Below are 15,732 nucleotides of genomic sequence, written 5' to 3'. Positions count from 1 at the left end.
ACATGCAGCGCCGGGGGTGATTTCGCATCCGGCGCTGCTGCCGCCCGGATGGGGCCCCGCGTCTGCCGCCGCCGCAGGAGCTGATCGGAATGGAAATGATCCGGCTGGACGCGATCTTCTGCCATCTGCTGACGATTGGAGAATGAAGATGATAGGTTTCGCACGTTTTCCGAGATACGGCGCCTTCCTGTTGGCGTGTGCGGCAACTTTCCTTTCGCAGTCAGCCATCGCGGAGAAGAGTAATGCGTCGAAGGCGGAGCCGATCCTGCTCGGTCAGCGCTTCGCCATCCATTCGAAGCTGCTGGACGAGGACCGGGAGGTGTTGATTCATCTGCCCAACCATTATGCGCAGTCGAAGCAGCGCTACCCCGTCCTGATCGTGCTCGATGGCAACAAGCATCTGCTTCACGCGTCCGGCGTCGTCGATTTCCTGAGCGATAACGGCCTTATCCCCGAGATGATCGTGATCGCCGTGCCCAACATGCGGCGCCGCATGCGTGACCTGACTGCGCCGATTTTGCACGACGAGAAGCAACGGGAAGAGGACAAGCACAGTCCGGTCGGCGGCGCGGGCGTTTTCGCCAACTTCCTTGCCGATGAACTGATGCCGTGGGTGGATTCGCACTATCGCACCGCGCCTTATCGCGTGCTGACGGGCCATTCGCTCGGCGGTCTGTTCAACATGATCGCGCTGCTCGATCGGCCGGATGCATTCCAGGCGCATATCGCCGCCAGCCCGTCCTTGTGGTGGGATCAGCAGGCCTATGTAAAGCTGGCGCAGGAAAAGCTAACGACGCTCAAGCAGCCGCATTTCCTGTTCATCGGATGGGGCGACAACGAGAATACGATCAGCGGTTCCGGCCAGAAGCTGGTCGACTGGCTCACCACGAGCCCGCCTGCCCACCTGACCTGGAAGCATCGTTATTACCCGGACGATACGCATGGCACCACGCCGCATCGCACGCTCTATGACGGCCTGACCGCGCTGTATCAGGGCTGGGCGCCCGATATGAACATGCACGATCTTGAGGGGTCGGACTTTGTCGGGAGTAAGGATTTTCCGGCGTTGCTTGCCGCGCATCAGGCCGCGCGATCACGCAAATATGGTTATGATGTAGCGCCCCAGCCCGGTGAATCCGACGCTCTGACCGAATGGTTCGTCAAGCAGAAACGTTACGATGACGCGCTGGCTGCGGCGCGGCGCAACGTCGCGCTCTTCCCCGAATATTCCGGAATGAAGGAACGCCTGGGCCGTGTGCTCACCGAAATAGGGCGGCCTGCCGAGGCCCTTCCATATTATGAGGCGGCTGCAAAACAACCGGGCGAATATGATGATATCTGGAGCAATGAGATCAAGCTGCGCAAGCTCCGGCAAGACGCAAAAAAGGGCATTGTCGGGCCAGCCAAATGATCCGCAGCAACGGCATTGATCGAATGGATCGGAAACGGCCGTACGACGCACTTCGGCTGGTTTTGGGTGGCTGTGAGGCGCGCTCAGTGAAAACCGGCGCTGGAGCATCCCGAACATAGACACCCCTTGCCCGGCACCTCCTTTTCCGAAGCGGTCGCTCCGGCCTCGGCGTTCTGTAGCCCCGTGTGCTGGTCGGGTATCAAGGAGGTGCGGGTTTTGTCCGCGGCTGCGTGTTAGGTGTGAGAACCGGCTGCATGGGCAACCGGGAGCGCAACCGCGCAATGGGTGGGTGAGGCGTGCAGAAGCGGGACATCGGTCCGACATCGCCCGACGAGAATGCCCGCATCGCCCGGTTGCATAACCGTTTCCGATCGTCGCTTCGTCGCTATTTCTCACGCCGGGTCAGCAAAGCGTCCGACGTGGAGGATATGGTGCAGGACGTGTTTGAACGGCTGCTGCGCCGTGGCGAGATCGAGAATGGCGACGATGTGGATGGGTATGTCTTCAAGACGGCCAGCAACGTCCTCGTCGACAGGAGCCGTCGCGGGCGGGCGCGGCACGAGGCGTTGCACCAGCCCTTCGACCCCGATCTGCATTCGGATGTGGATTTCTCGCCCGAGCACGTGCTTGCCAATAGGGAACAGTTGCTGCGCGCGACGGCGATCCTGCTGGAGTTGCCGGACAGGACGCGGGCGATTTTCGTGCTGAGACGGATCGAAGCCATGCGTTATCTCGACATTGCGGCTCGGCTCGACATTTCGGTCAGCGCGGTGGAAAAACATATGCAGCGCGCGACCCTCCACATTGCGCGCAGGATGGACGAAGAATGAAGGGGCTTGTCCGCCAGGAGCCGACGCTCGGCATGTCGCCCGAGGAGGCCGCAGCCTATTGGCATATCCGCCAGGATCGCGGTGATCTCACGCCGGCCGAACAGGCGGAGTTCGACGCCTGGCTGAATGCCAATCCCAATAATGCGTCACAATATGCCCGCATGGAGCGGGCCGCCGGGCTGTACGATGCCAATGCCGATGATCCTGCCTTCTCGGCCCTTCGGCAAAATGCGCTTTCACACGGGCCTGCGCCGTCTGGCCGTCGGTGGAAATGGGCGATCGGCGGCGCTCTGGCCGCATCGATTGCCGGAGCGCTGTTTCTCACCGGGGTGCCCAATGTGATGGATGCGCCCGTTCAGGGCGTCGCATCTGCAATTGCGTCCAACGCAGCCAATCTTGCCACTCGAAAAGGCGAACAGCGTCGCGTTCAGCTTCCCGACGGCAGTGCGGTGACCCTCAATACCGATACCGTGATCCGTCTTGCCTTCGACTCGGAACGTCGGGTCGTGCGTCTGGTTCGTGGTCAAGCCTTGTTCGAGGTCGCGCATGACCCGACGCATCCGTTCGTGGTCGAGGCGGCGGACAGGCAGATCACGGCGCTCGGTACGGTGTTCGAGGTTCGGCTGGATCCTGGCCGGATGCAGGTAACCCTGGTGGAGGGCAAGGTTGTCGTCGACCGGCTGGCCGTATCCAGCGCCACGCTCGGCCCGATTTCCCCAACGACACTGGTGCCCGGACAGGAACTGGTGGCTGAAATGGGCGCCGCGCAGCAGGTCTCCGCCGTCGATCTCGGTACGCAGTTGCGCTGGCGGGAAGGCTTTGTCGAGTTTGCGGATATGCCGCTTGGAGACGCTGTCGCGGAGATTAATCGGTACACGACAAGGCCGCTGGTGATCGCCGATGATCGGGTCGGTGCATTGAGGGTGAGCGGTGTTTTCCGTACAGGCGATCCAGAGCGTTTCGCGGCGATCGTCAGCGAATTGCTGCCGGTGGAGGCCCGACCGGCACCGGACCGGATCGATTTGGTCGCCGGCACGAAACACAAATAGTCCCGCCACAAAAAATTCATGCTCCGGTGTGGGTTTTTGTTTTTGCTGCGTGCTTCCGAAAGGGAGGGGCGACGCGCTTCCCCGGAGAGAAACAAAAAGGGGGGATCATGGTGAGCGCTCGCGAGACGACGACCGGATTTTCAATGATCAGAATGGCCATGATGCTCGGAATTGCGCCGCTTGCGCTTACCGCGTTGCCGGCGTCGGCGCAGGCTCAACGCGCCGTCTCGGTGGATATTCCCGCGCAAAGCCTGTCGACGGCAATCCGCCAGGTCGGCCGCCAAACCCGCACGGAGATCATCTTCAGCGCCGCCATCATAGGGGCGCGTCGCAGCCCCGCGGTGCGCGGCAACCTGACCGCATCCGAGGCATTGAGCCGCCTGCTCGGTGGAACGGGTCTGACGGTCCGGGCGACGTCTCAGGGCGCGTTGATCGTAGAGCAAGCGGCGGGAAACGGGGTCGGCGGGCCGGACACTGGCAATGAACGATCAACTGCAGACCAGTTCAATGGCGGTGAGGATATTGTCGTCACCGCGCAAAAGCGCTCCGAGCGTCTGCAGGACGTGCCGGTACCGGTGACTGTCGTCAACACGACCCAACTCGCACAGACGAACCAGCTACGGGTTCAAGACTATTTTTCGAAGATCCCGGGCGTGAGCTATCAGGCAGGCGGTCTTGAAGGCCAGGAAAGCCAGGCGATCATTGTCATACGCGGCATCTCGACGGGTGGCGTGGGTAACGCGGTCGTCGGCAACGTGGTGGACGACGTTCCTTTCGGTGCGTCCGCCAGCCCCTCTTTCGCGGCGGTGGTGCCCGACATCGATCCGGGCGACCTTGAGCGCATCGAAGTCCTGCGGGGCCCGCAAGGGACGCTGTACGGCGCGAGCAGCATGGGCGGCCTGTTGAAATTCGTTACCATCGATCCGTCAGTTGGCGCGGTGAGCGGGCGCATTCAGGCGGGCGTCAACACGGTCCGCACCGGGGAAATGGGCTATAGCCTGAGGGGCGGTATCAATGTGCCGATCAGCGATACCATCGCGGTCAGGGCCAGTGGCTTCAGGCTTCGCGATCCCGGCTATGTCGACAACCCGCTGACCGGGAAAAACGACGTGAATCGGCGTGACGGCAAGGGCGGGCGCGTGGCATTGCTTTGGCAGCCCAACAGCGAATTCTCCGTCAGGTTGAGCGGTCTTGTTCAAGAGAGTCTTACCGCCGGCGCCGACGTCGCCAATGCGACCTTGAGCACGCGCAACGACTTGCAGCTCAGCGGAATTCCGGGCGTCAACATCTACAAGCAGAGGATCGAGAATTATTCCGCAATCGTCACGGGTAAAATCGGAAATGTCGAACTGAAGTCCATAACGGGATCGTCCTATCTGAAAGTGGTTTCGGCGCCGGATTATACGGCTCCGTTCCTGGGCGGTTTTTTCAGCGACCTGGCGACGACATTCTTCGGGGTGTCCGGCGTGGCGGTCTACGGTGCGAATACCGCAAAGCGATTTTCGCAGGAACTGCGCGCTTCAATTCCGCTGCAGATCTTTGGCGGTGAATCGACCTGGCTGATCGGCGCTCTGTACAATAACGAAAATATTGACGATTCCAGCGACTTCCAGGCGGTCAATGCACAAACCGGCGAGTTCGTGGGCACATTGCTCACCAACGGATTGCCGTCAAAATATAAAGAGACTGCGTTTTTCTCGAATCTGGACCTGCAGATCACGGACAAGTTCGATATTCAGTTTGGCGGTCGCCTTGCTTACATCAGGCAGGAAGGTGCCAGCGTGTCGCGAGAAGGCCCACTCGTCCGGATTTTCTTCGATCCGAACAGCGATACATTTCAGACGCCCACTCTTAAGGCCAAGGACAGTCCCTTCACCTATCTGATTTCGCCGCGATATAAAATCAGCCCCGATATAATGGTTTATGGCCGTGTTGCATCAGGTTACAGACCGGGCGGTCCGAATTCGAATTGCGGCGTAATGGGTGTCCCGTGTCAATATTCGCATGACACCACGACAAATTACGAGATAGGCACCAAGGGTAAAATCCTGAATGGCGCGCTTTCCTTTGATTTGTCCATCTACAGGATCGACTGGAGCGATATCCAGCTGGGGCTGACGGTGCCGACAACTGTTCTGGGGTATAACGCCAATGCCGGCACGGCACGAAGCGAAGGTGTCGAACTCTCCCTCGAAAGCCGTCCGATTGCAGGTCTGACCGTGGCCGGTTGGGTGGCGTATAACGACGCGCGGCTGGTAAAGGCGCTTCCCGCGACGGCGGGAGACCTTGCCAATTTGCCGGAAGGATCCCGCCTGCCCATGAGCAGCAGATGGTCTGGAAGTGTATCGATCAATCACGAGTTTGATCTGGGGCCCGATTTGCGCGCACATGTCGGTGGATCGGTCAGCTATGTGGACGACCGTATCGGAGGGCTCGTGCTCGCCCCCCTTGTCTATCCATCCTATGTACAGGCCGATTTCAGTGCGGGCGTCGAATATCGCACGTTCAAGTTCGATGTGTATGTCAACAATCTGACCGACAAACGAGCGTCACTGTCCGGGGACCCTGTTTCGAGCAATCTGATCGTATATTCCAGGCCGAGAACGCTGGGATTGACCGTCACTAAGAATTTCTGACGCTCTCGAATGTCCGAAATTCCGGATAGCAGGCGGGGGAGGCGATGGCCCTGACCTGCTATCTCGAAAGCGATCGGGACGCGTTTGTGCGAGATCGACATGGCTATAAAAACCTGCCTCTATTTCCGCCGCCTTTGCATGGCCGCTCTTCTCGGGTGGATTTGCCTTCAAGGCGATCCGTTACTGGCTCGCAAGGCGCGCGCGCAGGGGAAAATTGTCGCGGTCGAGCGGCGCGTTTCGAGTGAAAATGCGTTTATCGTCTGGGCGCGCGAAAATGCGGCACCTGTCGCGCTGCAGGATCCCGCCATCACCGGCGCGGAGGCGCGCGCCGTAAAAGCGATCGTCGGAAATTCCAGGGTCGTCGCTCTGGGTGAGGCGGCGCATGGGGTCCACGAACCGCTGGCGTTTCGCAATCGCCTGTTCCGATTCCTCGTTGAGGAATGCGGCTATACCGCGATCTCTCTGGAGACCGGCTTCACCGAAGCGCGTCTATTGAACGATTATGTCCTTGGCGGCGCGGAGGATCCACGCGACGTTCTGCAGCGCGGGTTTACGTGGGGCTTCGGTCGCGCGAGCGAAAATCTCGAGTTGCTTCGATGGCTTCGGAACCACAACGCCGTGTCGGAGCGCAAGGTCAGGGTCTACGGGATAGACATTAGCGGTGGGAGCGACGCGGGCGAGATCGAGAATGCCCGATCGACGCTGGATGGTCCGTTGGCCTTGATGACAAGATCTGGGGTCGAATTGCCCCGGGAAACCCGGCGCACACTGGAGCAGTTCTTGCCCCGGTTCTCGCAAAAGGGCTATTCGTCGTTTTCGGCAGAGGAGCGGGCTCAATTCCGGAGCCTGCTGCGCGCGCTGGCACATGCCTTCGAAGGAAGCCGTCAGGCCATCGTCGCAGCCAGCTCTCCCGACGACTATGATTTCGAGCGTCGCAATCTTGTCGTTGCGGAGAAAATCGAACAGATGTTCGCAGTTCTGCCTCCGGACCCGCCTGGCGGCGGGCTTTCACCGGAATTCTACAAGCCGTCGAGCGTTCGTGACGCCGCAATGGCGGCCAACGTCATATGGGCGCTGCAGAAAGAAGGGCCGCGCGGGAAAATGATGGTCTTTGCGCACAACGCGCACATTGTTAACGCCTCCCTGCGCAGCGGGCTTTGGAGCGTTTACCGCAAACCCGCAGTCATGATGGGTCAGCATTTGCGGAAAGACCTTGGAAGCGCGCTTCGGATCATTGCGACAAGCTCGGCGACGAATGACGCCGATCTCGGAGAACGGAATCGCACGGCCGGTCGTGTAGATATGGCGCTGCGAGCCGCCGATCCGAACAATTTCATCTTGAGTCTCCGTCTTGCGAAGCCGGCGTCGGATGTCCGGAAATGGCTGGGAGCTTCGCAGACGCTGAGAGCGAACTTGAATACCGAAATCGCTTTTGTTCCAAGCTCGGCCACCGATGCGATCGTTCATTTTTCCGCTTTATCCCGATCCAGGCCAATGCCGAGATAAGCCGAGAATATCTTGTCGAGGCGCCATGTTCCGACAAATGGATCGTCGGCCGGATTGGAGGCGATAGGAGATTGAGGCGTCGCGACATGCTCGTGGCAATACCGGCCGGTCCGCTGTAGGTGGGCAGCGCAAGTTCAGGCAAATCAGGTAGACGCATGGCCCGCAAGCATCCGAAACATGGTCCCTATGGCGACTTGCATCGCGAGGAGGAGGCTCCGGCGCCGGTGGTGCCCTGCTGGCTCTGCGACCGGCCTACCGGCAAGACCATTGTCTGGCATCATCCCGTGCCCAAGAGCCGGGGCGGGCGCGATACCGTGCCCATGCACCCCATTTGCCAGCAGACGCTGATCGCCAATTTCACCAATTCTGAACTGCAGCGCCATGGGATGGTTGTGGAGGGCCTGCTGGCCAACCCCAATGTGCGCAAATTCGTCGATTGGGTGGCGAAGAAGGATCCGGACTTCACCGCGACCACGGCCAAGAAGCAACGCTGATCAGGCTTTGGGCCTAATTGCCGTCGGCATCGACCGTGAACACCATCGGCTTGCCACGCGACGCCGGCTCCCATCCCGCCAGCAAGGCTGCGCGAATTCCCCTGGCGACGATCGCGTCGTTGATCTGAAGGCGGCCCCGCTGCAATCCTTTCAACAGGCGCTTCGGCGGAGGGAATTCCAGCAGCGCCCCACGCTGCATATCCTTTTCCCGCAACGAGATGCTCATGCCCTTCCAGCCATCGACGTCGCTCCACTGCGGCTCTCGCTGGAGTTCCCACTCATATTTAAGTCCGTCGACGTCGACGATGCCGGCAAGGCTGCGCATTTGAACCATGTCGATGGCCGTAGCATGGTTATGGTCGCAAACCTTGCCACAAATGACCCGTTACGGCGGATCCGATGCCGCGTCCTTCGGCTCGGCGGTCGTGACCATGTCGCTCTTCACCTCATCGGTTTCGCCGAAGGTCAGGGCGGAGAGGTCGACGATCAGGACGGGCTGACCGGTCTCCGGTGCCGAAGCGATCGGGGGCGGGGGCACCGGTGCGCTGTCCGCAACGCGCTCGACCTGTCCTGAAATCATGGTTGGCCTGGTGCGCGATGGGCCGGCCTTCACGTCCCGCGCGTCGGCGAAGGCGTCGACGCTTGGCGCGATCGGCAGGAACGACGTCAGTCCCCGAATGCGATTCACCGCCGAGTGCCCGGCCTCATCCCCTCCAACGGCGATCGCGGCGAAATCGATGCCTGCAGGCGTCGCGATTGGCGTCGGATCGGGCGCCGCCGCGGCTGCCGCCATCGGCGCGGATGCCACGCGCATTTCCGGGGCCACCGCCGGGCTGTCCGCGACCTGCTCGACATGCCCGGAGATCGCGGCCGGCCGGGGGAGGAAGCGGCCGGTCTTCACGTCGCGCGCATCGGCGAAGGCATCGCTATGCGGCGTGATCGGCAGGACGGATGTTAGCCCGTGGATGCGGTTTGCCGGCGGATATCCGGCCCCATCCTCGAAGGCGATTGTCGCGAGATCGATTCCCGCCAGTGCCGCCATCGAGGAGGGCTCCGGGCTCACTGTCGCCACCGCTACCGGTGTTACCGCTGCCACCGGCGCTGCCACTGCCACCGGCGCTGCCACTGCTACCGGTGTTGCCACTGCTACCGGCGTTGCCACTGCTACCGGCGTTGCCACTGCCACAGGTATTGCCACTGCCACCATTGCCGGCGTCGGCACCGGCAATGCCGCTGCCGCTGCCGCTGCCGGCGCGGTCGTTGCCAGGGTTTCCGGGTGTGCTGCCGCGCGCGCGTGTTGCAGTGCCTGCAGGTTGTGGTGCGCGCGTTCGGTGTCGGCACTGTCTTCGCCGAATTGCCGGACACGCGCATCGATCACCCTGCGCAGCATCGCCTCGGCTTCGTCGAACCGGCCGCGAAGCTGATAGAGGCCGGCCAGGTTGGTGAGCGAGACCAGGGTCAGCGGATGATCGGGACCATAGACGCGCTCATGCGATTGCAGCGCGCGCAGGAACAGCGGTTCCGCCGCGTCCAGCCGGCCGAGCGCGTCGTAATTGAGTGCCAGGTTGTTCGCCGACATGATCGTGCGCGTATCCTGCGAACCGAAGCGTTTTTCGGCAAGTGCGAGCGCTTCCGCGCCCAGTTCGGCGCCGCGCTGATATTGCTGGTCGCGATAGGCCTGCTGCACCTGGGCATTCAGTTCCGCCCAGGCATCTGCCGGGCGCTCGGCGACCTGCGCGAAACCGTTCGTGCAGGTCGCCAACAGCAGCGCCGCGATGGCTGGCAAGCTAGACGATGTTGGCCAGCGCAAACAGGAAGACCGAACTGTCGGCGTCGCCGGCATAGTCGTGCCCCGGTGATGTGCTGCCCGTATTGTTATACGCGTCCAGCTGGTTGTGCATCGATGCGGCCGAGACGAACGCGCCATAGCCGCCGTCACCCGGCGCGCTCCACTTGGCATCGCTGGTCTTTATCGCGTTCGCCTTTGCCAGGTCCATTATATTGTCGTGATTGGCGTCGGCATAGGTTTGGAACCAGTCCACGGCATCCTGGAGCAACGCCTTGGGGCTGTTCGGATCGTTCGCCTCGCCGATATTGTTGCCGGCCAGGTAATTGAGCCAGGTCGCCACCGTATCGCGGCCCAGCATCCAGCGTCCGTCCTGCTGATCCTTTTGCGACGCGTCGATAAGCTGCTGGGCAAGCGCGAGCGGAATGAAGATCGTGTCCTCGCCGCCATTGGTCAGCCCGTTCATATCGAAATCGCCGAGCAGGAAGCCGGGCGCATCGCCTGCGCCGATCGATCCGTTGCGATTGGAATCGACGGCATAGAGCAATTCGTGATCGGCGAATCCGGGCTGGCCCGCTTGCTTGGGCAGGCCGGCCTTGCCGTCCCAGAAACCGAAGCCGAGATTGGACCAGAAGCCGGGCGTGCGTACCCCGGGCCCGTCATTGACCAGCCCGAAATAATGCGCGGCATCGGAGTCGGTGGCGCCCTGTCCGGTGGTCACCGACGCGGTGTTGACATGCTGTCCGGTCTCATAGGGCAGGGAGTAGAGCAGGATGCCCTGTTCGCCCGGTGCCAGCGAGGTGACGACCGTGGTTTCGTCGGCGTCGAGCACGCTGTCCTTGTCGGCATCGAGATAGAGCGGCGCGCCGGTCAGGTCGTATTTCGTGTCGGTCAGCGCGATATCGGTCAGCGTGACATTGCCGGTATTGGCGACGGTGATGCGGAAGATCACCGGCGCATTGAGGCTGGTGGTCGGGCCGGTCGGATTATCCTCGTCGGTGAAGGTTACCCCGCCATCGACCGAGACATATTTTTCGAGATCGACTTCGGGGTCGTAGACCAGAGGGGTTTCCGCGTCGTCGCTGTCGGGCGGGCTTTCGGTGCTGTCGGCGGTGGCGGTGTTGACGAACACGCCGGTGCCGTCGCCCTTCGCATCGAGTTCGGCCTGGGTGACGGTATGCGTGGCCGAATAGGTCCAGGTCTCGTCGACCTCGAGCAAGTCGTCGCCATCGTCGAGCGCGGAGGGCTGGACGGGGATGATCCGCTGGATGCTGCCCGGATCAGCGGCGGGATCGGTCACTGTCACGCCGGTCAGCGTCACATTGCCGGTGTTTTCGACGATGATGTGGTAGTTGATGACATCACCCGCCTTGTCGGCGCTGCTGCTCTTCGTCTGATCCGAATTGGTGACGTCGACGAAATCCTTCTCGATCGCCAGCAGCGGATCATAGACGAGCGGCGTTTCCGCGTCGTCGTCGTCCGGGGGACTTTCGGTGCTGTCGGCAGTCGCTGTGTTGACGAACACGCCGGTGCCGTCGCCCTTCGCATCGAGTTCGGCCTGGGTGACGGTATGCGTGGCCGAATAGGTCCAGGTCTCGTCGACCTCGAGCAAGTCGTCGCCATCGTCGAGCGCGGAGGGCTGGACGGGGATGATCCGCTGGATGCTGCCCGGATCAGCGGCGGGATCGGTCACTGTCACGCCGGTCAGCGTCACATTGCCGGTGTTTTCGACGATGATGTGGTAGTTGATGACATCACCCGCCTTGTCGGCGCTGCTGCTCTTCGTCTGATCCGAATTGGTGACGTCGACGAAATCCTTCTCGATCGCCAGCAGCGGATCATAGACGAGCGGCGTTTCCGCGTCGTCGTCGTCCGGGGGACTTTCGGTGCTGTCGGCAGTCGCTGTGTTGACGAACACGCCGGTGCCGTCGCCCTTCGCGTCGAGCTCGGCCTGCGTCACGGTGTGCGTGGCGGAGTAGGTCCAGATCTCGTCGACTTCGAGCAGGGCATCACCATCATCGAGTGCCGATGGCTGGACGGGGATGATCCGCTGGATGCTGCCCGGATCGGCGGCGGGATCGGTCACCGTCACGCCGGTCAGCGTGACGTTGCCGGTGTTCTCGACGGTGATGTGGTAATTGACGACATCACCGGCCTTGTCCGCCTCGCTGCTTGTCGTCTGGTCGTCATTGGTGACGTCGACGAAATCCTTCTCGATCGCGAGCAGTGGGTTGTAGACCAGTCCCGCCTCTGCGGAATCGTCGTCCTGCACTTCGGTGGCGTTGTAGAAGGCGCTGCCCGTCGCGGTGTTGTCGATATCGCCGTCACCGCCGCCATTGCTGTCGAGCTCGCCCTGGGTGACGAGATGCGTGGCGGAGAAGATCCAGGTCTCACCCACCTCGAGCACGCCCGCCACGCCGCCATCGCCGCTGACATAGGTGATGCTGCCCGCATCCGCATTGGGATCAGTCAGCGTGACGTTGGTCAGCGGGACATTGCCGGCATTGGCGAGCGAGATCAGATAGTGGATCACATCACCGGCACTGTCGGCCTTGTTGTCCGGGGTGCCGCCCGTGACCGAATCGACCGTCTTGTCGACCGTGATCGCCTTGATGATCGGCATGTTGCCGACCTCGACGGCATAGGCCTGCGCCGCGGAATAGGTGACGGCATGATCCCCGGACGCATCGCCCGTGGTCAGCAGCCAGTCGGCTTGCTGCGCGGGCGTCAATGCTTCGCGTATGATCACCGTCACGGCGCTCTCGCCCACCGGCAAGCCATAGAAATGGAAGACGCCGCCCGCGCCGCTGACGGTCGATGCCTCGCCATTGTCCAATATGTTGTTGTTATTGGCGTCGATATAGACGGTGAAGCCCGCGACACCGGCCTCATTGGCGTCCTTGACGCCGTCGCCGTCCAGGTCCGCGAATTTGATGCCGCTGATGCTCGCGGCATCCTGCGTGCGCCATTCCTCGAAGCCGCCATCCTCGTCGGGATTGGGGCCGAACTGGCTGACGAAGGTGACAAAGGTCGTCGCGGGATCGCCGGAGAAGGCGCTGACCGCAATGTAGAACGCATAATCGTCGGTGCCGCCGCCCGTGCTGTCGTCGGACAGCAGCACGCGGCGATCCTCGCCCGCGTCGAGATCGTAGACGGTGGTGAACACGCCGGGCGCGGTGAAGCCGTTATTATAATCGGCCAGGCTCGCTTCGCGCGTCGCGGTGTAGATCCGCAGCTGCTCGAGCGCGACCTGGCGGTTGTCGTTGTTCGGCTCGTTCACATCGAGGCGGAATTCGTAATAGGCGACACCCGCCCGATAGATGATCGGGATATTGGAGAGCCGCAGCGCTTCGGTCTGCGAACTGCCTACGTCCAGCGGATTGCCGTTTTCGTCAGAATTATATCCGATCGAAAGCGGGCCGTTGGAATCCTGGTGGAGGAAGGGTTGATAGAGCCCCGATCCGGAGGTCACGCGCTCCCCCGTCGCCAAATGATGGACGATCAGTCCGCCGATTGTCTGCTCGACATAACCGGTTGCATCGTAAGTTGTCGCCATGACATCCTCCACTGTTGTGTCGCGCGAGCTGGAGGCAGATCGGTCCGCCTCTCTGGCGCGACTCGGGGCTAACGCTATTTTAACCCAATTACGTTGCAAGGTATCCATTTTAATACTTATGTTCCGAAACGGGATTTCGTAGAGTATTTGATCTATTACTTTGCATGTCTGGAGTTATATCTTTGCGTAACTGGTCATATATCTTTCGATATTGCTTGTTGTGAGGGGCGGGTCCATTGTCGGTGCAACCGATGGCTTTGCGATTTGTTAAGCATGTTGAGGCACCATGTCGGTGCGGATGGAACAATCTCCGCCTGGCGAAGTAGGGACGGGATGGAACGGCTCAGGAATCGCTTTCACGCGAAAAGCGTGACGCTTGTCGGCCAGCTTCAGGCCAATATCCGCACCCTCGTGCTCATCTGGGTCGCGCTGGCGAGTGCGCTGTGCGGGTTGAGGCTCGGCGTGCCGTTGACCGCGATCCCCTCGGGCGGCGCGGCGCTGGCGAACGCGCTGCCTTATCTTCTCGTCGTGGCGGCGCCCGTCATCTCGCTGTTCCTGGCATTTCACTGGTTTCCGCGCGGCGCGCTCCTGGCCCAGCCCGAAATCCGCCTCGCGCGCTTCGGTGCATGGCGGACGGTCGATTGCGTGACCCAGCGCCATCTGCCGCTGTTCGGCGCGACCGGGCTGATGGCGTCGCTGCTGATCGGCATGCTGCTCAACATTCCCGTCCGCACCGTCGAATTCCTGACCGCGATGCCCGCGCCGGGCGGCTCGGCGCCGGTCTGGCTGGACAGCCTCTACGTGCTGATGCTGGCCGATGTCGTCGTGCTCACCAGCCTCTATGCCATCGCCTTCGTCATGGCGCTGCGCCATGTCCCCTGGTTCCCGCGCTTCCTGGCGCTGGTCTGGGCATTCGATCTGCTGGCCCAATCCTCGATCGCGAAGCTGATGGCGGCGGTGCCCAACGTGCCGCCCGCCGTCGCCGCCGCACTCGATGGACTGCTGACCGGCAACAGCAAGAAGGCGCTGATCAGCATCGCGATCTGGCTGCCCTATCTGCTGTTTTCGCGCCGGGTGAACCTGACCTATCGGAGCCGGGTGCCGGCCTGACCCTTGTCCACCTGACGGTCGTGACCGAGGATGATCGCCACCGCACTGACGATCATCATGATGGGATATGGATAATAGAGTGTTCCGTCATAAAGCGAAAAGGTCAGCAAGCCGGCAATGACGCCGATTGCCGGCGCGGTTGCCGAGGGCGCCGCGTCCACGACGCGCCTTATCCGTGCCGCCAGCATGATGGCCAGAATTGCGACCAGCGCGAGGCCGACGACGCCCCATTGCAGGAGGATCTGCAGCACGGCGTCATGAGGATGGTTCGCCGAGCGCAGTGCTTCGGGAACCTGGCTGCGAAACTGGCTCTCGCCCAGGCCGAGCCAAGGCTGCTCCGCGATCTTGGTGAGCGTCCCGCGCCACATCGCGACGCGTCCGCTGCTCAAGGCGTCGATCCCGGACTCAGCCGTGGCGGCCGATGAGATGACCCGCTGTATCCCGAAATAAGGATGGGGTACCGGCAATGCCCCGGCGAGCAGCGCGCCTGCGCATATGCTGACAAGCCAGGCTATAACGGGAAATCGCCCTCGAAAGGACGGTGAGGCAAGCGCGCAAAGCGGCAGTGCGGCCAGAATGGCGAAGACCGCGCCGCGTGATCCCGTCCAGAAGCCCAGGCCCGCGAACGCCGCGGCGATGGCCACATATCCCCAGCGACGGACGCGCATCGGATCGGTGATGGCGAGCCCGAGCGCGATCAAGCCGCCGGACGCCGAATAATAGCCCAGATGGCGGACATTGCTTCCGGCCAATCTGAACCGCGACCAGTCGAAGTCTCGTATGTCCCACATGGTGAGGACGAACGCCGCGACGACGATGAGAAAGGCCAACTGCCCTGCGAGCAACACGCGCCAGATCCGATCAGGTGATATGAGGTGGGCATCGCGGACGAGTGAGAACAGGGCGAGGCCGAACAGCATATGGATTGTGGTACCATAGGCACCGGCCAGGGCCGCTGACTGATCGGGTGCGCGGAACAACGCCGTCGCCCACGTCAGGGCGATGAGCATGACCATCGCGGACTTGGGCGCGGTCGGCAGATGTTCGAACATGTGAATTGGCCGAAAGCCCCAGGCGAGCGACATGCCGATGACAAGCATCTCGATCGTGACAATCGGCAACGAGTACCGGTTCAGAAGTCCTGCCACCGCCCCAGGGGCAGCGAACGCCGTCCAGCTTGCCAGTGCATAGATTGGGGGTGCTGCCGCGATTAGGATCCAGACGAAAAGATGGTTCACCGGCTCATCGGGCGATGGGGCTGCTGTCATCTCGCCATGCTCCACTATACGGCCGGAAGGAGCCTCTGCTATATTCGGGCGTCGGGCAAGCGGGGGCACTGTCCGTAGATGGGGTG

Annotated in this window: 11 protein-coding genes; 7 read left to right on the top strand and 4 right to left on the bottom strand. The window is 61.8% G+C overall.

Going from position 1 to position 15,732, the window contains the following annotated elements; translation table 11 throughout:
- Positions 1–16 precede the first annotated feature (16 nt).
- From AC3WN8_RS14840 to AC3WN8_RS14815, 6 genes are all read left to right on the top strand, one after another.
- Complete coding sequence (locus AC3WN8_RS14840; RefSeq protein ID WP_492670222.1) at positions 17–1,411, top strand: alpha/beta hydrolase; 1,395 nt, start codon at positions 17–19, stop codon at positions 1,409–1,411.
- Positions 1,412–1,707: 296 nt separating this feature from the next.
- The gene (locus tag AC3WN8_RS14835; RefSeq protein ID WP_492670221.1) at positions 1,708–2,241 is read left to right on the top strand and encodes an RNA polymerase sigma factor; all 534 of its coding nucleotides are present in this window, start codon (positions 1,708–1,710) and stop codon (positions 2,239–2,241) included.
- Positions 2,238–3,290, top strand: coding sequence for a FecR family protein (locus tag AC3WN8_RS14830; protein WP_492670220.1), 1,053 nt, complete (start codon positions 2,238–2,240; stop codon positions 3,288–3,290). The genes AC3WN8_RS14835 and AC3WN8_RS14830 overlap by 4 nt, the downstream gene beginning before the upstream one ends.
- A 107-nt stretch (positions 3,291–3,397) precedes the next feature.
- Positions 3,398–5,926, top strand: coding sequence for a TonB-dependent receptor (locus AC3WN8_RS14825; protein ID WP_492670219.1), 2,529 nt, complete (start codon positions 3,398–3,400; stop codon positions 5,924–5,926).
- Between the two features lie 99 nt (positions 5,927–6,025).
- A complete protein-coding gene (locus AC3WN8_RS14820) occupies positions 6,026–7,432 on the top strand; it encodes an erythromycin esterase family protein (protein ID WP_492670218.1) in 1,407 nt (468 codons plus the stop codon).
- 155 nt (positions 7,433–7,587) lie between these two features.
- Positions 7,588–7,926 carry a hypothetical protein gene (locus AC3WN8_RS14815; RefSeq protein WP_492670217.1) on the top strand — a complete coding sequence of 113 codons (339 nt, stop codon included), beginning with the start codon at positions 7,588–7,590 and terminating at the stop codon, positions 7,924–7,926.
- A gap of 13 nt (positions 7,927–7,939) precedes the next feature.
- On the opposite strand, the gene AC3WN8_RS14810 is transcribed toward AC3WN8_RS14815, so the two are convergent.
- Genes AC3WN8_RS14810 through AC3WN8_RS14800 form a run of 3 tightly spaced genes read right to left on the bottom strand, consistent with a single transcriptional unit; the run spans position 7,940 to position 13,268 of the window.
- A complete protein-coding gene (locus AC3WN8_RS14810) occupies positions 7,940–8,251 on the bottom strand; it encodes a hypothetical protein (protein WP_492670216.1) in 312 nt (103 codons plus the stop codon).
- Positions 8,252–8,311: 60 nt separating this feature from the next.
- Positions 8,312–9,688 carry a tetratricopeptide repeat protein gene (locus AC3WN8_RS14805; RefSeq protein ID WP_492670215.1) on the bottom strand — a complete coding sequence of 459 codons (1,377 nt, stop codon included), beginning with the start codon at positions 9,686–9,688 and terminating at the stop codon, positions 8,312–8,314.
- A 25-nt stretch (positions 9,689–9,713) separates the two neighbouring features.
- The gene (locus tag AC3WN8_RS14800; protein ID WP_492670214.1) at positions 9,714–13,268 is read right to left on the bottom strand and encodes a DUF7507 domain-containing protein; all 3,555 of its coding nucleotides are present in this window, start codon (positions 13,266–13,268) and stop codon (positions 9,714–9,716) included.
- Positions 13,269–13,601: 333 nt separating this feature from the next.
- Here AC3WN8_RS14800 and AC3WN8_RS14795 point away from each other — a divergent pair, with 333 nt between their 5' ends.
- Positions 13,602–14,378: a DUF2569 domain-containing protein gene (locus tag AC3WN8_RS14795; protein WP_492670213.1), complete on the top strand. Its 777-nt coding sequence runs from the start codon at positions 13,602–13,604 to the stop codon at positions 14,376–14,378.
- On the opposite strand, the gene AC3WN8_RS14790 is transcribed toward AC3WN8_RS14795, so the two are convergent.
- Positions 14,354–15,646 (bottom strand): O-antigen ligase family protein, encoded by a 1,293-nt coding sequence (locus AC3WN8_RS14790; protein ID WP_492670212.1) that lies wholly within the window; start codon positions 15,644–15,646, stop codon positions 14,354–14,356. The genes AC3WN8_RS14795 and AC3WN8_RS14790 overlap by 25 nt on opposite strands.
- Positions 15,647–15,732 lie beyond the last annotated feature (86 nt).

This window comes from Sphingobium sp. FW305-3-2-15-F-TSA7, from assembly GCF_058787155.1.
The sequence above is the reverse complement of the archived record's forward strand: the minus strand, read 5'-3'. Positions and strand labels throughout refer to the sequence as shown.